The organism is Ferribacterium limneticum, from assembly GCF_020510625.1.
In the GTDB taxonomy this organism is placed as follows: domain Bacteria; phylum Pseudomonadota; class Gammaproteobacteria; order Burkholderiales; family Rhodocyclaceae; genus Azonexus; species Azonexus limneticus_A.
Genome location: NZ_CP075191.1, coordinates 2,295,656 through 2,318,043 on the forward strand (window position 1 = coordinate 2,295,656; position 22,388 = coordinate 2,318,043).

The 22,388-nt window shown below is 60.8% G+C and carries 23 protein-coding genes; 6 read left to right on the forward strand and 17 right to left on the reverse strand.

Going from position 1 to position 22,388, the window contains the following annotated elements:
* Window positions 1-55: 55 nt before the first annotated feature.
* The 6 genes from KI617_RS10935 to KI617_RS10960 all read right to left on the reverse strand — a co-directional run bounded on the left by KI617_RS10935 (window position 56) and on the right by KI617_RS10960 (window position 5,956).
* Window positions 56-751, reverse strand: a complete 696-nt coding sequence (locus KI617_RS10935) for a YecA/YgfB family protein (protein WP_226446179.1) — start codon at window positions 749-751, stop codon at window positions 56-58.
* A gap of 61 nt (window positions 752-812) precedes the next feature.
* A complete protein-coding gene (locus KI617_RS10940) occupies window positions 813-1,625 on the reverse strand; it encodes an endonuclease/exonuclease/phosphatase family protein (RefSeq protein ID WP_226446180.1) in 813 nt (270 codons plus the stop codon).
* A 75-nt stretch (window positions 1,626-1,700) separates the two neighbouring features.
* Window positions 1,701-2,270, reverse strand: coding sequence for a nucleotidyltransferase family protein (locus tag KI617_RS10945; protein WP_226446181.1), 570 nt, complete (start codon window positions 2,268-2,270; stop codon window positions 1,701-1,703).
* The gene (locus tag KI617_RS10950; RefSeq protein ID WP_226446182.1) at window positions 2,267-3,289 is read right to left on the reverse strand and encodes an XdhC family protein; all 1,023 of its coding nucleotides are present in this window, start codon (window positions 3,287-3,289) and stop codon (window positions 2,267-2,269) included. The genes KI617_RS10945 and KI617_RS10950 overlap by 4 nt, the downstream gene beginning before the upstream one ends.
* A 1-nt stretch (window position 3,290) precedes the next feature.
* Window positions 3,291-5,486, reverse strand: a complete 2,196-nt coding sequence (locus KI617_RS10955; protein ID WP_226446183.1) for a xanthine dehydrogenase family protein molybdopterin-binding subunit — start codon at window positions 5,484-5,486, stop codon at window positions 3,291-3,293.
* A gap of 11 nt (window positions 5,487-5,497) precedes the next feature.
* Complete coding sequence (locus KI617_RS10960; RefSeq protein ID WP_226446184.1) at window positions 5,498-5,956, reverse strand: (2Fe-2S)-binding protein; 459 nt, start codon at window positions 5,954-5,956, stop codon at window positions 5,498-5,500.
* A 110-nt stretch (window positions 5,957-6,066) separates the two neighbouring features.
* On the opposite strand from KI617_RS10960, the gene KI617_RS10965 reads away from it, so the two are divergent.
* Window positions 6,067-7,089 (forward strand): AraC family transcriptional regulator, encoded by a 1,023-nt coding sequence (locus tag KI617_RS10965; RefSeq protein ID WP_226446185.1) that lies wholly within the window; start codon window positions 6,067-6,069, stop codon window positions 7,087-7,089.
* Window positions 7,090-7,148: 59 nt separating this feature from the next.
* Window positions 7,149-7,547: a peptide-methionine (R)-S-oxide reductase MsrB gene (gene msrB, locus KI617_RS10970; protein WP_226446186.1), complete on the forward strand. Its 399-nt coding sequence runs from the start codon at window positions 7,149-7,151 to the stop codon at window positions 7,545-7,547.
* Between the two features lie 126 nt (window positions 7,548-7,673).
* On the opposite strand, the gene KI617_RS10975 is transcribed toward msrB, so the two are convergent.
* The 3 genes from KI617_RS10975 to KI617_RS10985 form a co-directional block, all read right to left on the reverse strand.
* Window positions 7,674-8,348 carry a hypothetical protein gene (locus KI617_RS10975; protein ID WP_226446188.1) on the reverse strand — a complete coding sequence of 225 codons (675 nt, stop codon included), beginning with the start codon at window positions 8,346-8,348 and terminating at the stop codon, window positions 7,674-7,676.
* A 204-nt stretch (window positions 8,349-8,552) separates the two neighbouring features.
* Window positions 8,553-9,134: a DNA-3-methyladenine glycosylase I gene (locus KI617_RS10980; RefSeq protein WP_319004109.1), complete on the reverse strand. Its 582-nt coding sequence runs from the start codon at window positions 9,132-9,134 to the stop codon at window positions 8,553-8,555.
* Window positions 9,135-9,406: 272 nt separating this feature from the next.
* Window positions 9,407-10,228: an AraC family transcriptional regulator gene (locus tag KI617_RS10985; protein ID WP_226446190.1), complete on the reverse strand. Its 822-nt coding sequence runs from the start codon at window positions 10,226-10,228 to the stop codon at window positions 9,407-9,409.
* A gap of 88 nt (window positions 10,229-10,316) precedes the next feature.
* Between KI617_RS10985 and KI617_RS10990 the strand changes: the two genes are divergently transcribed.
* Window positions 10,317-11,525: an MFS transporter gene (locus KI617_RS10990; RefSeq protein ID WP_226446192.1), complete on the forward strand. Its 1,209-nt coding sequence runs from the start codon at window positions 10,317-10,319 to the stop codon at window positions 11,523-11,525.
* A gap of 592 nt (window positions 11,526-12,117) precedes the next feature.
* Here KI617_RS10990 and KI617_RS10995 read toward each other — a convergent pair.
* Window positions 12,118-13,008 carry a radical SAM protein gene (locus KI617_RS10995; RefSeq protein ID WP_226446194.1) on the reverse strand — a complete coding sequence of 297 codons (891 nt, stop codon included), beginning with the start codon at window positions 13,006-13,008 and terminating at the stop codon, window positions 12,118-12,120.
* Window positions 13,005-13,433, reverse strand: coding sequence for an acyl-CoA thioesterase (locus tag KI617_RS11000; RefSeq protein WP_226446195.1), 429 nt, complete (start codon window positions 13,431-13,433; stop codon window positions 13,005-13,007). The genes KI617_RS10995 and KI617_RS11000 overlap by 4 nt, the downstream gene beginning before the upstream one ends.
* Window positions 13,434-13,512: 79 nt before the next feature.
* Here KI617_RS11000 and KI617_RS11005 point away from each other — a divergent pair, with 79 nt between their 5' ends.
* Both KI617_RS11005 and KI617_RS11010 read left to right on the forward strand, forming a co-directional pair.
* Window positions 13,513-13,875 (forward strand): YajD family HNH nuclease, encoded by a 363-nt coding sequence (locus KI617_RS11005; protein ID WP_226446196.1) that lies wholly within the window; start codon window positions 13,513-13,515, stop codon window positions 13,873-13,875.
* 8 nt (window positions 13,876-13,883) lie between these two features.
* A complete protein-coding gene (locus tag KI617_RS11010) occupies window positions 13,884-14,297 on the forward strand; it encodes a secondary thiamine-phosphate synthase enzyme YjbQ (RefSeq protein WP_226446197.1) in 414 nt (137 codons plus the stop codon).
* A gap of 19 nt (window positions 14,298-14,316) precedes the next feature.
* On the opposite strand, the gene KI617_RS11015 is transcribed toward KI617_RS11010, so the two are convergent.
* A complete protein-coding gene (locus tag KI617_RS11015; protein ID WP_226446198.1) occupies window positions 14,317-15,513 on the reverse strand; it encodes an RtcB family protein in 1,197 nt (398 codons plus the stop codon).
* 146 nt (window positions 15,514-15,659) lie between these two features.
* Here KI617_RS11015 and KI617_RS11020 point away from each other — a divergent pair, with 146 nt between their 5' ends.
* Entirely contained in the window at window positions 15,660-16,250 is a 591-nt protein-coding gene (locus KI617_RS11020; RefSeq protein WP_226446199.1) for a Spy/CpxP family protein refolding chaperone, read from the forward strand.
* A gap of 288 nt (window positions 16,251-16,538) precedes the next feature.
* Here the strand turns inward: KI617_RS11020 and KI617_RS11025 are convergent, their stop codons facing one another.
* The 5 genes from KI617_RS11025 to nfsB all read right to left on the reverse strand — a co-directional run bounded on the left by KI617_RS11025 (window position 16,539) and on the right by nfsB (window position 22,376).
* Window positions 16,539-18,965: an AAA family ATPase gene (locus tag KI617_RS11025; protein ID WP_226446200.1), complete on the reverse strand. Its 2,427-nt coding sequence runs from the start codon at window positions 18,963-18,965 to the stop codon at window positions 16,539-16,541.
* Between the two features lie 484 nt (window positions 18,966-19,449).
* Entirely contained in the window at window positions 19,450-20,499 is a 1,050-nt protein-coding gene (locus KI617_RS11030) for a zinc ribbon domain-containing protein (protein WP_226446201.1), read from the reverse strand.
* Window positions 20,496-21,419 (reverse strand): DUF808 domain-containing protein, encoded by a 924-nt coding sequence (locus KI617_RS11035; RefSeq protein ID WP_226446202.1) that lies wholly within the window; start codon window positions 21,417-21,419, stop codon window positions 20,496-20,498. Before KI617_RS11035 ends, KI617_RS11030 begins: the two co-directional genes overlap by 4 nt.
* Before the next feature lies 1 nt (window position 21,420).
* Window positions 21,421-21,636 (reverse strand): hypothetical protein, encoded by a 216-nt coding sequence (locus KI617_RS11040; protein ID WP_226446203.1) that lies wholly within the window; start codon window positions 21,634-21,636, stop codon window positions 21,421-21,423.
* Window positions 21,637-21,725: 89 nt separating this feature from the next.
* Window positions 21,726-22,376: an oxygen-insensitive NAD(P)H nitroreductase gene (gene nfsB, locus KI617_RS11045; protein WP_226446204.1), complete on the reverse strand. Its 651-nt coding sequence runs from the start codon at window positions 22,374-22,376 to the stop codon at window positions 21,726-21,728.
* Window positions 22,377-22,388 lie beyond the last annotated feature (12 nt).

Genomic DNA, 22,388 nt, shown 5'->3' on the forward strand with positions numbered 1-22,388 from the left:
GGGCTCTACTTTTTGCGGTACGGCGACGGGCTGGACGTACCCGGCAAGACGTCGATCAGTTCAGCTTTTCCGGGCTACCGCAGCACTGCTTGAACTTCTTGCCGCTGCCGCAGGGGCAAGGGTCGTTACGGCCGGGTTTGGCTTCGTCATTTTGCACCGTGCCGCCGGTGCGCTTGTTGCGCCAGAAGTTGTACAGGGTCTGGACGATGACCGGCAGGTTTTCCTGGATATCGGCGACCAGCCGGGCTTCTTCGGCCGGCGGGAACCAGCGTTCGCCACTCTTTTCGGCATCTTCCTTGAGCATGCCGTTGAGCAGGAACAGCGGTTCGAGCAGTTCAGAGAGGTCATCGGCATGTTTGCCGGCCATTTCGTACCAGTCGCCGGCCAGGCCGGCACCGAAAATGTAGGAATCCGCCCACGCCTCGTAGTCGTAGTCTTTGCAGCTTTCGTCGAGCGGATAGAGCACCGGCGCGATGGTTTCGCCTGCCAGCAGCGAGGCGGCAATGTCGTTGTTGAGGCGCATCAGCAGTTCCAGTGCGGCTTCGACATTCGGGTTGCCGCCGGCTTCCAGCCCCTTGCCCAGCGCTTCGGTCAGCCAGACAGCCGGCGCAACCGGTTGGGGGCCGCTAACGACGGCGCACAGCATGGCCTGGATTTCGTCGAGGCGCATTGCCTCGCCATTGAAAATTTCTTGCTCGAGCAATTCTTCAAGCCGGTCGAGGTCGGCATCGGTCAGGGGATTCGGGTTCATCTGCGTGCTTTCAAAACAATCGCTCAATCATAGCTGACGCTCCGGCGCCCGTCACGCCGATTCAGAAATCGACTTCAAAGACCAGCGCGCAGTGGTCGGAAACCTTGGCGATGAATTCGGCGCGCGCCGGGCCGCTCAGTTGCTGCCAGCCGCGCACACCGACCTGGTAAGCGCTGCCATCCGGCCGCTTGCCTTGCGCCTTGACAGCCAACCCCTGGCTGACCAGCACATGGTCGAGATCGGATTCGAGCGTGCCATTGTTGAAAGTGGCGCCATGTTCCTTGCTCAATAGCGTCATGTTCGCGCTGGCCGCCGCTTCGCCAAGGGCGGCAATCTCGCGTTCGGCCGCGACAACGAGGTTTTTCTTGGCCGGACGCGGAAAGGTCAGGCCCATGGTATTGAGATCGCCGGTGACGACGAACTGCCCCTCCTCGCCCAGTTTGTCGATGGCCTTTTTCATTTTCCAGACGTACGCGAACATCTCGGCCCGGTTGCCGAAGGCCGGCGCATCGGTACCGCTGTCGGTGTGCAGGAACAGCAGGTTGATGTAGGCATTGCCCTTGCGCAGCGTCAGGCTGGCGCCGGGTCGCAGGCTCGGGTTGTAGGCCTTGAATTCCCGCTTCTGGACGAAGGTTGGCTGGTAACTGGCGTTTTGCTTGAAGCCGACGAGGATTTCCTGCGCTTCCGGCCCGTCGGTGATGTGAAAAACGTATTTGGGGAAATAACTCCGCATCAGTTCGAGCACGCCGAGGTTTTCCACCTCATAGAGCGCGAAAACGTCCGGCTTGTGCTTGAGTACGTGTTCGGCGACGGCTTTAGTGCGGTCGCCGCCGCGAAAGTGTTCGACATTCCAGCTCAAAATCTTGAGTGCCATGGCCGCCTCCTTTTGCCCGCCCGACGGGGCGGTGGACAGCGCCAGTTTATGCCTGCGGCAAGCGACTGTCGCGCTTTACTTGCGGGCCGCGGCCGGGGTGTCGATATCGTGCTCGACGCCGGGATCATCGACCGGGCAGAGGCGCAGCGCCTCACGATGCGCATCGATGATGGCCTTGCCGCCACGGTCTCCGCGCAGGCCGAGCAATTCCGTTTTGAAGGCCGCCGAAAAGCCGACCGGATGGCCCGGCCGGCCTTCGAATGTGGGCCGGGCGATTGCCGCGCCATCGGCCAATGCCGCGATGACGGCCTGATAGCTGTCGCCGGCGATGTAAGGCATGTCGGCCAGCGCGACCAGCCAGCCGCTGGCCTCCGCAGCAGCCGCCACGCCGGCGGCCAGCGTGTGACCCATGCCAAGTTCGGCATCAGGGCAAACGATCACCGGCATGCCGGCGCGAGTCAGCAATGTAGCCAGCACATCGTCACCCGGCCGCACTATCGCCAGGCTGCGCGGGCAGGCAGCAAGCAGGTGGCGCGCCGAGGAAAGCGCCATCGGCGTGCCGTCGGGCAAGCGATGCAGGCGCTTGTCGGTGCCGAAGCGCCGGCTGGCACCGGCGGCCAGCAGGATGCCGGCACAGTCGTTCATGTCGCCTTGCAGGCGTAGGGATCGGCGGCTTCCACGATCATGGAATCAACGGCAGCCCCCAGGGGCCACCTGGAATTTTGCCCATTTTTCACAGCCGTCATTTCGGCCAGGATGGAGACGGCAATTTCCGGCGGCGTTCGGCTGCCGATGGGCAGGCCGACCGGGCCGTGCAGGCGGTCGACTTCGGCCTGCGAGAGGTCGAAATATTGCAGCAGTCGTTCTCGGCGCTTGCTGTTGTTGGCCTTTGAGCCGAGCGCGCCGACATAGAAAGCCGGCGACTTGAGGGCTTCGAGCAGGGCCAGGTCATCGAGTTTGGGATCGTGGGTCAGCGCGACGACGGCGCTGCGCGGGTCGAGGCCAAGTTCGGTGACCGCATCGTCGGGCATCGCGGCAATGCGCTCGGTGCCGGGGACATCCCAGCCGTCGGCATACTCGCTGCGCGGGTCGCAGATGTAGACGCGATAGCCGAGGGCCTGCGCCATGGTCGCGAGATAGCGCGAAATCTGCCCGGCGCCGATGATCAGCAGGCGCCAGGCCGGGCCGTGCAGCGTGACCAGCGTCTGGCCGTCCCATTGCTGGCTGTCCCCGGCGCTGCCGCCTTCGAGAGTGACCGCGCCGCTCGCCAACGCAACCCGCCGATGTACCAGTTGGCCGGTGCTGATGCGCTGGGCGAGTTGTTCGAGCAGTGCGGCATCCGGTGCCGGTTCGAGCACCAGTTCCAGCGTGCCGCCACAGGGCAGGCCGAAGCGATGCGCTTCGTCGGCCGTGACGCCATAGCGCAGCAGGCGGGTTCCGCCGTCAACAAATTCGCCGGATGCGGCGCGGCGAATCAGGTCGTCCTCGATGCAGCCGCCGGAAACCGAACCCTGCACCTGCCCGTCGTCGCGCAGGATCATCCAGGCGCCCGGTGGCCGGGGGGCGGAACCCCAGGTCCGGGCGACGGTGATCAGCGCGAAGCGATGCCCCGCTGCGGCCCATTTGCGGGCGGCGTCGAGGACCTGCGTATCGAGGCTGTCCATGTCAGGCCACCAGCTCGGCGGTATTGAACGGCATCTTGTGCAGGAACTTGCCGGTGGCGGCGGCGATGGCATTGGCCACGGCCGGCGCCAGCGGCGGCACGCCGGGTTCGCCGATGCCGGTCGGGGCGGAAGTTGAAGGAATAATATGAACTTCGACCTTCGGCATGTCGCCGATGCGCAGTAGCGGATAAGTATCGAAATTACCCTGCTCGACACGCCCGCCTTTGAGCGTGATTTCGCCACTCATGGCGGCCGAAAGCGCGAAGCCGACCGCCCCTTCAACCTGCGAACGGATGTTGTCAGGGTTGATCGCCGTACCGCAATCCACCGCGCACACCACGCGGTCGACCTTGATCGAGCCATCCTTTTTGACGGTCACTTCGGCCACCTGGGCGACAAAGGAGTTGAACGATTCATGCACCGCCACACCCCGGCCACGACGCTCGCCGGCGGCTGCCTTGAGCGGCGTTCCCCAGTTCGCTTTTTCGGCGGCCAGCTTGAGCACGCCAGCGTGCTTGGGGTGTTCAGTCAGCAGTTCGAGGCGCAGGGCCACCGGGTCCTTGCCCATCACCGCCGCCACCTGATCGAAGAACACCTCGGTCGAGTAAGCCGTGTGCGACGAGCCGACTGAGCGCCACCAGAGTACCGGCACGCCGATATTGGTCGGCGTGTGCAGATCGACCAGCAGATTGGGAATGGCGTAGGGCAGATTGGAAGCGCCTTCAACCGAAACGCGGTCGATGCCATCCTTGACCATCATCTCGAACGGCGAACCAGTCAGGATCGACTGCCCGACCAGCCGGTGATGCCAACCGACCAGCTTGCCGCTGCCATCGAGCGCTGCTTCCAGCGCGTGATGGAACATGGGCCGGTAAAAGCCGCCACGCATGTCGTCCTCCCGCAGCCAGACCAGCTTGACGGGCGCCCTGCCGTTGATCGCCTTGACGATATGCGCCGCCTCCAGCACGTAATCCGACTGGGTGCAGGCCCGGCGCCCGAAACTGCCGCCGGCGTAGAGCATGTTGAGTTTGACCTGTTCCGGCTTGAGGCCGAACAGCGCGGCCACCCGGCCCTGATCGACAGTCTGGAATTGCTCGCCGTTCCACACTTCGCAGCCATCCGCCTTGAGGTGGACAACGCAATTCATCGGCTCCATCGCAGCATGGGCGAGGTAAGGAAAATCGAAGGCGGCGCTGACCACCTTGGCGGCGCCGGAAAAGGTTTTCGCCGTATCGCCGGTCTGTTTCGCAATCAGGCCGGGCTTCTTGGCCATTTCCTTGTACTGGGCCAGGATTTCGTCGCTGCCCAGCTTGAAGGCCTTGCTGTCGTCCCAACTGACCGACAGCGCATCGCGCCCTTTCTTGGCGCTCCAAGTGTCGGTGGCCAGCACGGCGACGCCCTGTGGAATCTGCACGACATCGACGACACCCTTGATCGCTTTCGCCTTGCTCGCGTCGAAGGACTTCACGGTGGCGCCGAACTGCGGCGGATGGGCGACCACCGCCACCAGCATGCCGGGCAGGAAAACATCCTGCGTGAATTGCGCCGAGCCGTTGGTCTTGGCCGCGCTGTCCTTGCGTTTGGCCTGTTTGCCGATCAGGCGGAAATCCTTGGGGTCTTTCAGTTTGACCTCGGTCGGCACGGTTTCGTTGGCCGCATCAAGTGCCAGTTCGCCAAAGCTGGCTTTGCGGCCGCTGGCAGCATGGCTGACGATGCCGTCGCGCACGACAATCTCCGTCGCGCCGACATTCCAGCGCTTGGCAGCGGCCGAAACCAGCATGGCCCGACCGCTTGCCCCGGCCTTGCGCATCTGATCCCAGGAATTGGCCATCGCCGTACTGCCGCCGGTGCCCTGCGCCGGGCCCCAGAAGGTGTTGTTGTAGCGCTTGGCATCGGCTGCCGCGCCTTCGACGCGAACGTGCTTCCAGTCAGCATCCAGCTCGTCGGCCAGGATGGTGGCCAGACCGGTGTAGGTGCCCTGCCCCATTTCGAGGTGCTTGGACATGACGGTGACGCTGTTGTCGGCGCCGATGCGCAAGAAGGCGTTCGGCTCGAAAGTGGCCGTGCTGGCTGCGACAACGCCCGATTTTCCGGCGGCCCCAGCAGCCATCACCGGCAGGCAGAAGCCCAGCGTCAGGCCGGCGCCACCTTGCAGGAAACGGCGGCGGCTGAGGCTTTCAATGATGATTTCGCTCATGTTCAGACTCCTCAGGCCAAAGCCTTGGCAGCTTCGTGGATGGCAGCGCGGACGCGGACGTAGGTGGCGCAGCGGCAGAGGTTGCCCGACATGGCGTTGTCGATATCGGCATCGGTCGGCTTGCGATTCTGGCTGAGCAGCGCGACGGCGCTCATGATCTGGCCGGACTGGCAGTAGCCGCACTGGACGACATCGAGCTTGCGCCAGGCTTCCTGCACCACCTTGCCGACGCGCTCGCTATCTACCGCCTCGATGGTCCTGATCTTGCGCCCGACCACCGCCGACACCGGCGTCGTACAAGCGCGCACCGGCGTTCCATCGACATGCACGGTACAGGCGCCGCACAGCGCCTGGCCGCAGCCGTATTTCGTGCCGGTCATCTGCAGCGTGTCGCGCAGCGCCCAGAGCAGCGGCGTATCAGGCGCCACATCGAGTTGATGTGCCTTGCCGTTAATAGTCAGTTTGATCATCTGCAAGCTCCTCGTCGGAATGGGGACAGCGGGCTATCGAATGACCGCTGTTTGTGCAAATAGTGTCGGCGATACGAAGTGGCAAGCGATAACCCAATCGTGCAGACTTATTGCCTGATCCTCCAAAAACGGTCTATCGCCTCTCGTCGGCCGCCAGCAAAACCGCTACGCTGTCGGCCATGGATACTGCCGTTCTGACCCCACCTCGCCCAATAGATTCCATCGCCATGGAAAATGCCGCCTTGATTCGCCAGCGCGAGGAGCTCGCCGGGATTCTTCACCGCCATTGCCCGGATGACGGGACAGTTGAGACGGCGATCCCCGGCCTGCGCCTGTTTCGTGGCTCGACGACCGATGCACCGAGCTGCGCCATCATGGCCTCGGTTTTCGCCATGATGGTTCAGGGCGCCAAGCGCATCACGGTCGGCGACGAGGTCTATGACTACGATTGCCGGCATTGCCTGATTTCGTCGGTCGACCTGCCGATGTTCTCGCGCATCACCCGCGCCTCGGCCAGTGAGCCCTACCTCGGGCTGGGGCTGATTCTCGATCCGCTGAAGATCAACGAACTGTCGGCGGCCATTCCCAAAAATCGGGCCCTGGATGCCGTCGACCGTGGCATTGCCGTCGGCACCATCAGCGCCGACATTCAGGGCGCCGCCCTGCGCCTCGCCCGTTTGCTCGATACGCCGGCCGACATCCCGGTGCTCGCCCCGATCATCGAGCGCGAACTGCTCTACCGCCTGCTCACCAGCCCACTCGGCACACGCCTGCGGCAAGCGGCGGCGGCTGGCAGCCACAGCCACCAGATCGTGCGCGCCATCGACTGGCTGAAAACCAACCTCGACCAGCCGATCAGCATCGACCGCCTGGCCAGCCTGTCGAACATGAGCAAATCATCGCTGCACCACCATTTCAAGGCGCTGACCGCGATGACCCCGCTGCAATATCAAAAGCAGATGCGCCTGCATGAGGCGCGCCGCCTGATGCTGGTCAGCGATGCGGACGCTGCCTCGGCCGCCCACCACGTCGGCTACGAAAGCCCCTCGCAATTCAACCGCGAATATCGCCGCATGTTCGGCGCCCCGCCGGGCCGCGATGTCGCCCAACTGCGCCAAAACCAGCCGAGCTGACTGCCGGCGGAATTATTTGTTGCCCAGCCACTCCAAGCGGGGAAGCCAAGGAAAAAATCATGCCGAAAATCGAAAAATCCGACGTCGAATGGCGCAGCCAGCTCGACGAAATCCAGTACCGAGTCACCCGCCAGAAAGGCACCGAACGCGCCTTCACCGGCAAATATTGGGACACCCACGAAGACGGCACCTACCACTGCATCTGCTGCGGCGCCCCGCTCTTCCGCTCGGAAGCCAAGTTCGATTCCGGCTGCGGCTGGCCGAGCTTTCACACGCCGAACGACGAAAAACTGATCGACGAACACGTCGACCGCAGCGTCGGCATGATCCGCACCGAAGTCACCTGCCACGACTGCGACGCCCACCTCGGCCACGTCTTCAACGACGGCCCGGCGCCGACCGGGTTGCGCTACTGCATCAACTCGGCGTCGCTGAAGTTGGAGAAGGATGGGGAGTGAGGCGTGGGGGAGGTTCGCGGTGTGGCCGCAACTCGGACCGAAGCCGGCGGGCAATCACTTGCTATTGACTGGCAACGACGAGCCCAAAGCGGAAGTAGCTAGTTCGGGAAAGCTGACACGCCTTGGCTACTTATTCGGCACTGGACGGCGATCACGATATTCCTTGTCTTTCGCGATCCACCCATCAATCTTTTTCCAGTCCTCTTCGAGCTGCGAGCGCGTTTGGTCAATGACATCCTGACCAACTTGAGCACACTCATGAATGCTTTTCCCTGTTGAAGTTGGCAAGACGGTTACCGTGGAATCGTTAGCGCCATCAAGCTGTTTCGGACGTTTCCCGTTAATGCACATTAACCAAACATCGACATTCAACTGTCGCCGTCCGGGAACGACATTCCACGACACAAGCAGTCCATCATTGGTCCACACGGTCTTGTAACTTTTGGGACGTCGTTCGATCCATTTTTTAGCAAATTGCAGATCATCAAAATGGATCTGGCCTTCTTCGACTACTGTTCTGGAAATTCCAGAACAACCCCCGATGGATAATCCGGATGACGGGGCTGCGTCATAGATTCCCATGCTCCCGTACCATCTTTGCTTTCTCGCCCCCATATCACTTTTGAGTTTGCAGCGATCCCACTCGTAGGTTCTGTCAAACCCCTTGCCAGCGGTCACTATTACTGATCTGTTCCCCTTTCTGGCTTCGATTGTTGCGCCCTCTTGCATAACAAGCTCGGTGACCGCGTAAGCATTGGTTGTTAGCAGTACAGCAACGACAGCAGAGATAGCGGTTTTCATGAGGGCCTTACGAAAAGAGTTTATCCATGCCGAAAGCGTGCCGAGAATCAAATGGAATATCAAGGTTTGAGAATAGCCGGCCGATTTTGACCGCAACGGGGAAAGCTCCTTGACGGCCGGCTACTGGCCGATTGTTCCATTTTGATCACCACGTACTAAACGACAGTTTTGTTCGGCAAGCACCCAAAAGCAACCTATAGCCCGTCATTCCCGATATCTACCCTGCACTTCCTCATACCGCGGGCAACTGACGAGATGGTCATTGACCATCCCGGTCGCCTGCATGAACGCATAACAAATCGTCGAGCCGACGAATTTGAAGCCGGCGCGGGTCAGGGCTTTGCTCAGGGCATCGGATTGTGCGGTTTTGGCAGGGACTTCGGACAGCGATGACCGGGCGTTTTGCAGCGGCGCCCCGCCGACGAAAGACCACAGGAAATCACTGAACGATTGGCCCCCGGCGGTCAGCGCCAGATAGGCCTTGGCGTTCTGGATGGTCGCGGCGATCTTGGCGCGGTTGCGGATGATGCCGGGGTCGGCCAGCAGGGCGGCGACTTTTTGCTCGTCGTAGCAGGCGATCTTGTGCGGGTCGAAGTTGTCGAATACCAGCCGGTAGTGCGCCCGTTTCTTGAGCACGGTGGCCCAGGACAAGCCGGCTTGGGCGCCTTCGAGGATCAGCAGTTCGAACAGGGCGCGGTCGTCGCGCAGCGGCAGGCCCCATTCGGTGTCGTGGTACTCGCGGTAGAGGTCGAATCCTTCGCACCAGGGGCAGCGTTCCATCGTCATGCTTCCTTCGGTAAAAGGCGCAGTGTAGCTGTGTACGCTGCGTGCCGACAGTTTCAGGTCGGGTGCAGCGGGGCAATCGAATGAATGCTGGGGGGACCGCCTCCTCCCCCTTCAAGGGGGAGGCAGGGAGGGGGATGGGGTGCAAAATGGAGCATTCTATGCAACGCAACGGGGAATTTTGCCCCATCCCCACCCCAACCCTCCCCTTGAAGGGGAGGGAGTCCACGTTCATACGATTGCACTGCCGGCTGCTACATCTTTGATTTCCCTCGTCAGTCGTTATGCAGTTCGCCGGCGGGCGGCGTGCTGCGTTCCTGCATGAAGCGGCCCGGCGGCACGCCAAAGGCGCGCTTGAACATGGCCGAGAAGGCGGCCTGGCTGGCGTAGCCCAGTTCCGCCGCGACTTCGCCGTACGGGCGACCGCGACCGATCAGGTCGAGGGCCCGGGCCAGGCGCAATTGCTGGCGCCAGGCGCCAAAGCTCAATTTCAGTTCGCTGACGAACAGACGGGCCAGCGTCCGCTCGCTGGCGCCGACGCGGGCCGCCCACTCGGCCAGCGACAGCGCGGAAGCGGGATCGTCGATCAGCGCCTGACACAAGGCCTGCAGGCGTCGGTCCTGCGGCATCGGCAACCCCAGCGAGAGCGGCGGCGCGCGGCGGATTTCGGTGAGCAGCAATGCCGTTACCTGTCGCTGGCGCAGCGATGGCTCCTGACCGTCGCCCTCGGCCTCGCTCAGGGCCTCAAAAAGCGCCCGCATCAGGTCGGAAACTTCGATCACCGAACAGGCATCGAGCGGCAGCGGGGCAACTTCCGGCGCGATATAGACGGTGCGGAACTCCACTTCGCCGAGCATGAGCAGGTCGTGCTCGATATGCGGCGGGATCCACACGGCGCGCAAGGCGGGCACCAGCCAGGTCATGCCGGCTGCCGAAATCCGGATGCCGCCGCGCAGCGGATAGGCCAGTTGCGCCCAGTCGTGGCGATGCGGCGGCACATAAACGTCGGCCGGTGGACAACGCAGGTTGACCGTCATCGGCAACTCGGCGGTCGGGGCGCGGCGGGGTACGGCGTCGAAGGAAAGGTCTGTCTGCATTGCGATAATTTTTGTCCGAATATCGCATCACGGTCAATAGATCGGAAAGCTAGACTGTAATCCTTAACGTTTTACTCGGATTTTATCCATGACGACCGCCACCCTGCCCGCCCCCCAGCGCAGCGACATCGAAGTCATTTCGGTGATCGGCTTCGTCCATGGCGTTTCCCATTTCTTCCACCTCTTGCTGCCGCCACTTTTTCCCTGGCTGATGCCCGAATTCGGGCTGAGCTTCACCGCCATCGGCACCACGATGACCGTGTTTTTCGTGGTTTCCGGCATAGGCCAGGCCAGCGCCGGTTTTCTCGTCGATCGCTTCGGTGCGGCACGCGTGCTGGGCGGCGGCATCGCCTGCTTTGCCCTGGCCGGCGTGCTGCTCTACTTCGCCAACGGCTATCCGATGCTGATCGCCGTTGCCGCGCTGGCCGGGCTGGGTAACAGTGTCTTTCACCCGGCCGACTTCACGGTACTTAACCGCCATGTCTCGCAAGCACGCCTCGGACATGCCTTTTCAGCCCACGGGCTGTCTGGCAACCTTGGCTGGGCTGCCGCTCCGATCTTTCTCACCGGCCTCGCCACCGCGTACGGCTGGCGGACTGCGGCGCTCGGTGCCAGCGCCATGGCCATCGCTGCACTGGCACTGCTGTTCTGGCGGCGAGATGCGCTGACCGACCCGGTCGAACATCACACCGAGAAGGCCAGCGAACCAGCGGGGACGACGTTCGCCTTCCTGAGTTCGCGCGCCGTCTGGCTGTGCTTCCTGTTCTTCCTGCTGATCACGGCGGCTTTCGGCACCATCCAGAACTTCGCCAGCCCGATTTTGCAGGCGCTGTATGGGCTGTCGATCACCACGGCAGCCTTTGCGCTGTCGACCTATCTGGTCGGCGGCGCAGTCGGCATCATCCTCGGCGGCTTTCTTGCCCAGAAAGGCGAGCACGACCACCTGATCGCCGGCGCGCTGGGGGTTGCTGCCCTGCTCGCCATCCTGCTGGCCGCTGGTGTCATGCCTTCCTGGAGCATCCTGCCGCTAATGGCTGGCATCGGCTTCTGCACCGGCACCGCCGGGCCATCCCGCGACCTGCTGGTGCGCCGTGCCGCCACGGCCCGTTTCGGCAAGGCCGCCTACGGGCGAGTCTATGGCTTCGTCTATTCGGGCTTGGACCTGGGCCTCGCCATGGCACCGGTTATTTTCGGCGGGCTGATGGATGCCAGACATTTCAGCGAGGTGCTGGTTGGCATTGCCATCCTGCAAGTGCTGGCCATCTTCAGTGCCCTGCGAGTTGGGAAAGCCATTTAGGTTGGCTTGCGGTTCGGTTTAACAAGCTTGGGATTCCGCCTTGCTGGCGGGCGTACTTTTTCTTGCTTCGCCAAGAAAAAGTAGCCAAAAAGAAGGCGACCCCAAGGTCGGCGCCCTTCGGGTTCCTTGCGCTACTCGGCAGGCCGGGCGGCTGGCTAAACTCGCCTGCGGCTCAGACAACGCCAGCCGACACCCCCCGGCCTACCTGCGTTGCTCGGCGCCTCTCATGGGGACCCGAAAAACATCCCGCCTCAACCGGCACGACCTGAATTGACATTCCCTCGCTCAACCCGAAAAAACGCCTAAAAATGAAATCCACCGGTTCAGCGTGGACGCCCCATCGGGCCCCTTGAAAGGTGCCGAGCAACGCAGGAAGGCCGGGGGCTTTCGGCGAGGACTGTTTGAGGGGCGCAGCCCCGAGTTCCGCAGCCGCCCGGCTTTCCGAGTAGCGCAGGGAACCGGCGTAGCCGGCACCGACCCAGGGGTGGCCTTTTAGCTTCGCTAGCGATGAACCCCGCCTTTGGCTACTTTCTTTTGGCCACACAAAAGAAAGTACGCCCGCCAGCAAGGCGGAAACCCAAGCCAATCGAAGCTACAACCCCCGCGCCCAGGCCGGCCGCAAATGGGCGGCCTCTGGCGCCGCGATGGCCTGGCGTACCTGGGCCAGCAGCCGCTCCTTGTCGGCGCCGAGTGTGCCTTTCAGGACCAGCCAGTTCGAGGCGTGATCGCTGCGGAAAACCGTGCGTTTCAGATCGAGCGTAGATAGAAAACGCTCCATCTCGACGAACAGCTCGTGCTGCCCCAGCGGCTCCCAGCCCGGAAAGTCGTTGCGGAAGCGCTCTTCGCCCTTGGGAAAACTGACAACCAGCGTCGACAGAAACTCGGGTTGCGTTTCGTTCATCAGGCGAGCCGAGTTTTCAGCGTGCTGCATCGACAGCGCCTTGCCGCCCAGCCCGTTGAGGATCATCACCGAGCGCGTGATGCCGGCGGACCCGAGCTTGTCGAGCGCCTCGCGTGTGGTTTCGAAGGTTTCGCCCTTGTTGACGGCGGCCAGCACCTGATCGTCGCCAGATTCGGCGCCGACATAGACCATCTTCAGGCCGGCGGCAGCCAGTTCGTCGATTTCCGACTGGTCCTTTTTCCGCAGGTTGCGCGGCAGGCAATAGCTGGAAATCCGCCGCACAGCCGGCATGTGGGTGCGAATCGCTTCGAGAATGGCCAGCAGACGGCGAGTCGGCAGCACCAGCGCATCGCCATCGGCCAGGAAAACGCGACGAATGTCGTTGCCGTAGCGCTGGCCGGTCAGGCGGATGCTTTCCAGCACCTCGTCCTCGCCCCGCGCCACGAATTTTTTCTGCGGCGCGGTGTACATCTCGCAAAAGGTGCATTTGTTCCACGAACAGCCATCGGTGACCGGCAGGATCAGCGATTCCGCCTCGCTGGGCGGGCGGAAGACCGGCTCAACGTAGCGGATCGGAATCACGCCGCGCCCACCTTGGCGATGAAGGCCGGCGGTACCGAGGTCGCCTTGCGAGCGGCGTAGTCGAAGAAGATGATGCCGTGCTTGCCGCGCGCCACCTCGCGGCCGGTCGCCTTGTCGCTCAGGCGCCAGACCAGGTCGCAACCGTATTTATTGAAGTCGTCGGCGGCCATTTCGATGACCATCGTCTCCCCGTGGAAGGCTTCCGAGCGATATTGCGCGGCGACATCGGCGACCACGATGCCGACGCCTTCGACATCCAGTTCGCTGTAGCCCATCGACTTGAAAAAGCGTACCCGAGCCTCGGAAACCAGCGAGATCAGCTGGGCGTTGTCGAGATGGTGGCCGTAGTTGATGTGGCCGATATAGATCGGTACTTCGGTCGAAAAACTGAAGCGTTCGGGCAGTTCAATCTTGATGCGGGGCATGGTGTCAGGGCGGTTTGGGGTAAAGCCACATTTTAGGGGCTGCGGCGTAGAATCGCGAAAAACTCACGGAGCTCGAACCATGAAAGCAATTGACCACGGCAAACTCGACAAACTCGTCCTCGACGCCCGCAAGGCCGCCGATCAGCGCGCCGAGGGCTACCGGGAACGCACCCTGAAAATCTACCCGTGGATCTGCGGCCGCTGCGCCCGGGAATTCACCCAGGCCAACCTGCGCGAATTGACCGTGCATCATCGCGATCACAACCACGACAACAACCCGAACGACGGTAGCAACTGGGAGTTGCTCTGCCTCTACTGCCACGATAACGAGCACCAGAAGCAGATCGAGGCCGACCGCGGCTATACCGATAGCAGCAAGCGTGGCGGCGGCGCGACGCACAACCCGTTTGCCGCGCTGCAAGGGCTGCTCAAGAAGGATTGAGCAAAGCCATGGCCGAACAACTACGCCTCGTCATCAGCACCCGCGGCCGGGGTTCGGTCGAAATTACCGATGAGATTGCTGCCGTGGTGCGCCAGGCCAAGGTCGATGCCGGCATTGCCCATATTTTCGTGCGCCACACCAGTTGCGGGCTGGCCATTACTGAAAACGCCGATGCCAGCGTTCGCCGCGATCTCGAAATGCTGATGCAACGCTGGGCACCGGATGGCGACCCGGCCTATCGCCACGACATGGAAGGCGACGACGACATGGCCGCCCACGCCCGTTCGCTGCTGACCGGTGTTTCGTTGACCGTGCCCTTCGCCAATGGCCGCCTGCTGCTCGGCACCTGGCAGGGGATTTACCTGTTCGAACACCGTACGCAGAGCCACCAGCGGGAAATCGTCGTTACCCTGCTCGGCTGAGCGCCTGTCGGGATGCAGGCTAGCCCTTGACGCACACCACCTGCTTCAGGGTGTGCAGCACTTCGGTCAGATCACGCTGGTTGTCCATCACCGTATCGATGTCCTTGTAGGCTCCCGGAATCTCGTCGATGACCCCCTTGTCCTTACGGCAAACGACGCCTTCGGTCTGCCTGCGCAGATCGGCCTCGGTAAAGGCGCGAGTGGCGGCGTTGCGGCTCATCCGCCGACCGGCCCCGTGGGCGCTTGAATCGAAGCTTTCCGGATTGCCCATGCCACGAACGATGTAGCTGCGCGCCCCCATGCTACCGGGGATGATGCCAAGATCGCCAGCCCGGGCGCGGATGGCGCCTTTGCGGGTGACCCAGACATCGGCGCCGTAGTGGTGCTCCCGGGCGACATAATTGTGGTGGCAATTGACCACCTCGCTGGTCACCGAAAAGGCCGGCAGGTGGCGACGCAGCGCGGCCAGCACCAGATTCATCATGCATTCGCGGTTGGCAAAGGCGTATTCCTGCGCCCAATGCACCGCCTCGACGTAATCGTCGAAATGCACGCTTCCTTCCTTGAAATAGCCGAGGTCACGATCCGGCAAATGGATCTGCTGGCGCTCCATGTCGCACCGGGCCAGTTCAATGAAATAGCTGGCCAGCGCATTGCCGATGCCGCGGCTGCCTGAGTGCAGCATCACCCAGACCTGATCGGACTCGTCGAGACAGACCTCGATGAAGTGGTTGCCACCGCCGAGCGTACCCATTTGATTGACCCATTTCGAGAATTTGCCGAAGCTTTTCAGCAGTTGCGGGTGCTTCTGCGTCATCAGTTCCAGACGGGGCTCGAAGGGGCGCGCCGCCAGGATCAAGGCCCGGCCATCCTCGTGCTGAGCCCGGCCGACCGGCACATCGGCACTGACCTGTTCGAAAATCCTCTTGAGCGCCTTCTCATCCAGCGCATTGGCGCCGATAGAAAGCCGGCAGGCCACCATGCCGCAGCCGATATCGACCCCCACGGCCGCCGGCACGATGGCTTTGTGCGTTGCAATCACCGAACCGATGGTGGCGCCAATACCCAGATGCACATCGGGCATCGCCGCGACATGGTGGTGGATGAACGGCAGGCTGGCGATGTTGGCCAGCTGCTGACGCGAGTTGTCATCGACATCATCGGTCCAGATCCTGACCGGCACATTGGAAGTCTTGAGGGTTTGGCGGATGGGCACGGCGAATCCCGGTGAAGGCAAGCATTCAGGTTAGCAAAATCGCCCGGCCCGGCAAATGTCGAAAAGACAAATAGTTACGCCGGCTTAACGGCAATTTACGCGACCTCTGCCGACAATTCGGCATCCTTCACCCTCTCATTTCAAGCATGAAAACCCAAGCCACCACCCTGCTCATTTTCTCATTGCTGGCCATCACGGCCTGCGCGCCGATGGATGGACGCAACGGCCCGGATGGCGGCCAGCCACGGCACGGCCAAATGGAAGGCGGCGGTGGCGCAACGGTCGTCGACAACCTGCAGACCCAATTGCAGAAAACGGCCGAAGCCCTGAATCTGACGCCGCCTCAGGCCGTGCTGTGGGATGCCTACCAGGAAAAAGTCGGCGCCCTGATGGCCGACCAGATGAAAATGCCGCCATATGCTGCAAGCCGCCAGAATGCCCTGCGGCAGATCAGCCAGAAGGTCGAGACCGTTCGCAACCGCCTGACGGCCATGGAGGAAATCCAGGAAGCGGCTAGCAAGCTCTATGGCTCACTCGACGAAAAGCAGAAAGCCATCGCCGACCAAACCCTGCCGCAGACCGTTCCGGCGCTCTACTCCGGGCTGGGCAGTGGCTCAGGCGGCAAATCCGGCGGAGAGCGCAACAGCGAACGCCCAAGCGGCCGCGGTGGCCCCGGCGGCGGTGGCGGAATGGGTGGCTCCGGCGGCGGAATGGGCGGGGGATTTGGTCGGATGTAGCAGCCCGTTTCGCCCCAACCCTGGCATTCGCCGATTCTGAGCGCCAGTGCCAGGCTTCTGATTGCTACTGCCGTTCAGGGCAAGTACTGAATGCGAACTGATCGGCCTTAGCGGCCGTTGATGTATGTCGCCGCCAATGGCGGCAACGAGAGGGGCAACGGACATCGCACAAAGAGTGGCCGCTAATGTACGCTTTGCACTTCAGGCTACAGCCGGCCCCGACCCAAAGCGGCCATTCGGCCTAATGTGGCGACTGCAGTCCAACAACCGGACATTTTGAGCGATCCATTAATCCACTCTCTCAGGCTCACCAATGCTCTTTAGCAAGGCGTTGTACTGCGCCTTGTCAGCGGCATAAATTTTATCCAGAACGTAGTTGGCAACCTTGGCAATCTCTGGAATTTCAACTGGCTTGAAACTCCGATCAGGAACAGCTTCAAGGTGGGAGAACTCATTGTTGAGACGGTTGACTAGTGCAACGGCTGTGTCTTCCTCTTCTCCGAAAAATTTCTTGATTCGTTCAAAGGCATCACTCCTATCATCGTGATGTGGATACTTGAAGAACAGGAATGCTTCTAGGAATTTACGCAGATTGTTGCCAAAACCGAAGAAGGGTTCATGGTTATCTGCTGCCGCAGCTTGGTTTTTGCACTTGTAGATTTGGTGGAAGAGATAGTGAAATTCCGTAACGTAGTCTTTGAGATAGGACGGCATGAGCAGGATGTTGCTTGACGCCCCATTGCGCTCAATCATGAAGTGCTCATGATCGCTGACATTCTTAGTTTTACCTTCTCCAGCCGGAATCTTTTTTGTCGGAATGGACAGTCGCTTAAGGTACTTTAGGAAGTCCAGGTTGTGTGTGGATATGAAGAGTTGCTTGTAGCGATATGAGTTAGAGCCGTCTGGCCGCTTAGTCGGTTTTGCGATCAAGCTCTCAATTAAGCTAAACATGAAGAAGATGTGATTTCCGTCCAAGCTTGAGATTGGATCATCAATGTAGATGATCAAGTCTTTGCCCTTGCTCTCTGGATCTTCAAGTTTTGCCATGAAGTAGCAGAATGCGATAAGGCTGCACTCGCCCTCACTGAGGTTGTACGCTGCCTTTCCGTTTCGCGTGATCTCAAACTTCATAGAGGCTTTGTCAGCACCGTCACGTGCTTCTAGCTTGATACCGTCATGGCCGAAAAAATTGTTCAACAAGGAGTTGACCCGTTCGGCACCCTTTCGCTCGTCCTTCTGCTTGGCCCTCAAAGCTTGGACTTCTGCCTCGGCGTCACGAATCAGTTTTTCCGCCTCCGTATGGGCCGTGCTTGCCAGGTCAGCCTCCGTCTTCAGGGTGGCTATGCAGTCAAGTTCCTTGTCGTAGCTGATTGCGTCCACAAACGCGAACACGTCAGCCAAGCGAAGTGCATCTCTGGCCGCGGTCTTGTCCTTTTCCAGTGTGGCAGTTTTGCCGTTGCTAGTGACGATCAACGCATTGATATCGTCAACATGCTTCCCAATTTCCTTTGCGTTATGCGAAGAAGCCTTCAACGACACAGGCTGGAACAGGTTGTTCTTCCGAGTCTCAAGCGATTTATTCAGCGCTTCCAAGTCCTTTTTGTAGAAGGCCAGAGCTTGCGACAGCGCTTTGCTGCTTGCTTCAAACGCTGTGCGTTCATCAGCGTAAAACTGAGCACCTGTGAAGGTATTGAGTCCTGCAATGGTGTCTATTTCGTTCGTAACTGCCGTGATAGCAGCGTCTAAGGCTGTTTCTAGGTCGCCTGATTCTTTGCTGAAGTGTTCATCGAGCACCTGCCATATGTCGTGCGGCAGATCTTGTCGGCAGAAAGCACAGGTGCTTCGTTTCTCCCGGTGGTGCCCCATCCCCTGCTTGACCCAGAGTTGCAATGCGCTGTCTTTGAGCAGTTCCTCAATCGCCTTGGTTGGGGTTATCGCCTTGGAAAGCAGAGGTTCGGCAGTTGCCTGCAGAACCTCCAGCTTAAGGGTGATGGCTAGGTTGTCAGTAATGTCAGGCAGGGCTTCTTGCTTGAGCAAGTTGAGTTTACTTGCCTGTTCCTCAGTGGTCAGTGCGACAAAGCCGGGCTTCTTGGTGGAAGCAATATCGCGTTTGATGTGGTCAATGTTGTAAACAGCGGTGCCGTACTGACGGTTCTTTTTTATTTTCTCCGCAGCATGTGAACGCAGCTTGCCCTCCAGAGCACCTACCGCGGAGGTGTGGGCAGAATTGGTGCGATCACCCTCTTTCCTCTTGGCTTCCAGATCAAAACGTAGTCCAGCTTTACCTTCCACGCTCCCAAGCTTGACTTCAATGGCAGCAATGGCGTCGTCAATTTCCTTGTTCTGCTCACCGACGATGGCGAAGGTCTTGATGACGCCAGCGTTTTCCTGATTGACAAGGAAACTCAGGTTGTCGGTCACGAAGTCGCGGTTGTAGACCCGAACGTCGTAGTTGTGGGTCTGCAGGCCAGCATGAGTGACTGCACCCTTATCACCTGTCACGGTGAAGGATGAACCTACATAGTTTAGGGGAAGCTTACCTGTCTCCAACGAACGGAAGATGCGAGAGAGCGTCGTCTTGCCAGAGTAGTTGCGCCCGTAGAGGATGTTCAGACGCTGGAAGAGCTTGACGTTTTTTCCGTTGTCCCGAACGGTTTTTTTCCATTCCAGACCTTGGAAGCTACCAAAGTTTGCAATATCTACATGATTGATCATCGGCTCAGTCCCTCTCCTGTGGCGCCCAGACTTTTCAAAGCACAATGCTTCTCAAGCTTACGATGCCTGCTTTGAATATGGAGGCAGCATAGCTTTCAAGGAGGCGCAGGTCGAGAAAAAGGGCTATTTGCTCCATCTGTGCGTACCACAATAATATTTCCATTCCCCCTGAATAAAAAAATGCCTATGGTCTTAGTGGATACCCTTGGCTTCTCTGCGCGAGTTAACGGCTAAGCAATCTGGCTCCGTCTGCTTGGAAATGGAAAGCAGACATTTATCGAAAAATGGCGAAGGACTGCTTCGGCCGAGGAGCCAAAGTAGGCCGTCCGGCAGCTTTCTTAGTGGAACTGACGCTCAAATGGCCGTGGTTACAAGAGGGCCACCGGCGGCATTCTGGCCGAATGCCGACGTCTCGAGAGCCGGGTTTGGGTAATTTGTTGAATCAAACTCAGGGAGCCTTTTTGACAACCCCGATGCCGGCAATTTAACCCTGGTTCCCCTGCCCAGCCGCCGCTCCGCAAGCATGACAGAAGCGGGCGAAGGCGCTCTTGCGTTCCTTGCAGGCGCCGCAATGGTCGAACAGGCAGATGCCGCAATGCGGGCAGTAATCGATGGCCGTATTGGTCAGATCGACCGGCCGCTCGCAGCCCGGGCAGACTTTCTTGGCCAGCCGGGCCAGCGCGGTGTCGTAGCTCAATTCCTTGCGCCGCTCGACATCTGGCATTGCTTCGGCCAGCTTCTGCTTCTCCAGATAGCGATTGAGCGCCACGATGGCGTAACGGCCGACCAGCACGGTAATGACAATGCCGACCACGTAGCGCACATAACCGCCGTAGCTTGGCAAATAGGGCACGAGCTCGACAAAGAAGGCAAACAGCGCAAAGTAGATGAAGCCCCAGACGAACGGCCACCAGGTGCTTTGCCGTTTTTTGGCGAACAGCCAGCCGGCAATGCCGAGTAGCGGCAGGGTCAGCGCCAATCGATAGGCGAAAACACGCAATTCCTGATCGCGATAGGCGACGGCGAGCTTGCCGGAGGCATCCCGCTCCAGTTCGCGCATGTCGCGCTGCGCCCGCTCCTCGGCCTGTCGCGCATCGAGCAGACCCTGCTGCTGGCGCTCAACATCGGCCAGCGCCTTGCGTTCGAGTATCTTCAGCTCATCAAGCGCCTGCGTCCGGGCAATCAGCTCCGCATCCTGGTCCGGCTGTTTGGTGGCGTGGCGCGTCGCCAGCCAGTTGTTGAAGGTGTCACGCGCTGCCGCTGAATTGGCCCGGGCGCCGTTGAGCTTGAGCTGGGCCTGATCGTGGGCATCCTGCGCCGCCTGCCGCTTTTCCTGCATCGCCTTCACTTCGGCCCGCAAGGTCTGTGCCGCCGGCTTGTCGATGAAATCTTCGAGCGTGACCCGGTGCTCGACCTTGGGCAGATTCTGGACAATCGTCCCGCCCAGCCCGATCAGGAAGCTGGCAAAAACGAAGGCCACGATCCACAGACCGAAGCGGAACCATTTTTCCGACCAGCGCAGTGCCTTGCTCATGCCTTTGCTCCTTTAGCCGCTCCAGCCAGCTTGCCGAAAGCGGTCACCGCGACCAGGGCCAGCGCCCCGCCGATGATGCCGACCAGGCCATCCAGGCCCATCGTGACGATACCGCCGAGCGCTCCGGCCAGCCCGCCAACATGCTCGATCCAGTGATGCACCGGCCCGATGCCATGGACCAGAATGCCGCCGCCCACCAGAAACATGGCCGCCGTGCCGATCACCGTTAAAGCTTTCATCAGTTTCGGCGCAGCGAGCAACAGCAGTTTGCCGACACCCCGCATGGCACCGCTGCCTTTCTTGAGCAGGTAATAACCAAGATCGTCCATCTTGACGATGCCGGCCACGAAGCCATAAACACCGACCGTCATCAGCAACGCGATGCCAACCAGCACCGTGATCTGCGACACGAAAGGCTTGTCGGCCACCGTGCCGAGCGCAATGACGATGATTTCAGCCGACAGCACGAAGTCGGTACGAATCGCGCCCTTGATCTTCTCCGCCTCGAAAGCGACGAGATCGACTGATTCGTCAGCCACCGCCGCCACTTCCTCGGCATGGTGCGCGGCATCTTCGTCGGCGCTGTGCAGCCATTTGTGCGCCAGCTTCTCGACACCTTCAAAACACAGGTAGAGGCCGCCGATCATCAGCAGCGGCGTCACTGCCCATGGAATGAAGGCACTGATCGCCAGGGCCGCCGGGACCAGGATGGCCTTGTTTTTCAATGACCCAACGGCCACCGCCCAGACCACGGGTATTTCCCGCTCGGCCCGCACGCCCGAAACCTGCTGCGCATTGAGCGCCAGATCGTCGCCCAGCACCCCGGCGGTTTTCTTGGCGGCGACCTTGGTCATCACCGCCACGTCGTCGAGAATCGTCGCAATATCGTCAAGCAGGGCGAGCAGGCTGGCACCGGCCATATCAGGATTCCGTATTCGTTGAGCCGTCGCCGGCCGTATCCAGAGAAAATTCGCGTATCCAGGTCGCCCGCCGCTCGCAGGGCGAACGTCGCTCGACGACCACCTTGCCCTCACGCGTGTAGAAAGGCGGCGGAGAAATGCGGGTCACGCCGCGGCGATCCTTGCCGCGCGGGCGCAGCGTGCGCTGCGGACCTTCGTTCTGGATTTCGTTTCCCATGGCAGTCTCCTCAAGCGAGGTGGTTCAGACCGACGATTATGCCACGCTGGTATCCGGGCAGCCCTGCCCGGAAGCGGGCATCGCCGGAATCAGATATCCGTGAAAACAGCCGTATCCGGCAGGCGCGACTTGGGCAGTTTGGCGTTGAAATCGCCTTCGCTGCGATAACCAAGCGCCACCATCACCACGGCACGCAGGCCCTTTTCACGGAGGCCAAGCGCGGCATCGACGGCCGCGACATCGAAACCTTCCATCGGGCAGGCATCGACGCCAAGCGCGCCGGCCGCCTGCAACAGCGTACCGAGGGCGATATAGACCTGACGGTCGATCCAGACATCGAGATCTTGCTTGTCGCGGTGCAGGCCGACATAAAAACTGCGCGACGTATTCTGGGTCGCCTTGGCTTCCGGCGTGGCAAAACGGCCATCGGCATCTTCCTGAGCCAGCACGGCGGCCAGATGCGCCTCATCCAGGTCGGTACGCGCGCAGAGCACGACGAGATGCGAGCAGTTCTGAGCCTTTGGCGCGTTGTAGGCAAAACCACCGGCCAGGGTAGCGACGATCTTCGCCTTGCCTTCATCGCTGGCCGCCACCACGAAATGCGACGGCTGGGAATTGACCGAGGCCGGCGCGAAACGCAGCACAGTGCGCAGGTCATCCATCACTGCCGCCGGAATCTTGCGGGCAGGGTCGAAGGCCTTGCAGGTATGGCGGGTGGTGGCGATCTGGGCGATGTTCATCGGGGCTTTCCT

Bases quoted from the DNA above. Each gene is read 5' to 3' on its own strand.
- KI617_RS10935 (WP_226446179.1), bottom strand. From the start codon at position 751: ATGAACCCGAATCCCCTGACCGATGCCGACCTCGACCGGCTTGAAGAA.
- KI617_RS10940 (WP_226446180.1), bottom strand. From the start codon at position 1,625: ATGGCACTCAAGATTTTGAGCTGGAATGTCGAACACTTTCGCGGCGGC.
- KI617_RS10945 (WP_226446181.1), bottom strand. From the start codon at position 2,270: ATGAACGACTGTGCCGGCATCCTGCTGGCCGCCGGTGCCAGCCGGCGC.
- KI617_RS10950 (WP_226446182.1), bottom strand. From the start codon at position 3,289: ATGGACAGCCTCGATACGCAGGTCCTCGACGCCGCCCGCAAATGGGCC.
- KI617_RS10955 (WP_226446183.1), bottom strand. From the start codon at position 5,486: ATGAGCGAAATCATCATTGAAAGCCTCAGCCGCCGCCGTTTCCTGCAA.
- KI617_RS10960 (WP_226446184.1), bottom strand. From the start codon at position 5,956: ATGATCAAACTGACTATTAACGGCAAGGCACATCAACTCGATGTGGCG.
- msrB (WP_226446186.1), top strand. From the start codon at position 7,149: ATGCCGAAAATCGAAAAATCCGACGTCGAATGGCGCAGCCAGCTCGAC.
- KI617_RS10975 (WP_226446188.1), bottom strand. From the start codon at position 8,348: ATGAAAACCGCTATCTCTGCTGTCGTTGCTGTACTGCTAACAACCAAT.
- KI617_RS10980 (WP_319004109.1), bottom strand. From the start codon at position 9,134: ATGACGATGGAACGCTGCCCCTGGTGCGAAGGATTCGACCTCTACCGC.
- KI617_RS10985 (WP_226446190.1), bottom strand. From the start codon at position 10,228: ATGCAGACAGACCTTTCCTTCGACGCCGTACCCCGCCGCGCCCCGACC.
- KI617_RS10990 (WP_226446192.1), top strand. From the start codon at position 10,317: ATGACGACCGCCACCCTGCCCGCCCCCCAGCGCAGCGACATCGAAGTC.
- KI617_RS11000 (WP_226446195.1), bottom strand. From the start codon at position 13,433: ATGCCCCGCATCAAGATTGAACTGCCCGAACGCTTCAGTTTTTCGACC.
- KI617_RS11005 (WP_226446196.1), top strand. From the start codon at position 13,513: ATGAAAGCAATTGACCACGGCAAACTCGACAAACTCGTCCTCGACGCC.
- KI617_RS11010 (WP_226446197.1), top strand. From the start codon at position 13,884: ATGGCCGAACAACTACGCCTCGTCATCAGCACCCGCGGCCGGGGTTCG.
- KI617_RS11020 (WP_226446199.1), top strand. From the start codon at position 15,660: ATGAAAACCCAAGCCACCACCCTGCTCATTTTCTCATTGCTGGCCATC.
- KI617_RS11025 (WP_226446200.1), bottom strand. From the start codon at position 18,965: ATGATCAATCATGTAGATATTGCAAACTTTGGTAGCTTCCAAGGTCTG.
- KI617_RS11030 (WP_226446201.1), bottom strand. From the start codon at position 20,499: ATGAGCAAGGCACTGCGCTGGTCGGAAAAATGGTTCCGCTTCGGTCTG.
- KI617_RS11035 (WP_226446202.1), bottom strand. From the start codon at position 21,419: ATGGCCGGTGCCAGCCTGCTCGCCCTGCTTGACGATATTGCGACGATT.
- KI617_RS11040 (WP_226446203.1), bottom strand. From the start codon at position 21,636: ATGGGAAACGAAATCCAGAACGAAGGTCCGCAGCGCACGCTGCGCCCG.
- nfsB (WP_226446204.1), bottom strand. From the start codon at position 22,376: ATGAACATCGCCCAGATCGCCACCACCCGCCATACCTGCAAGGCCTTC.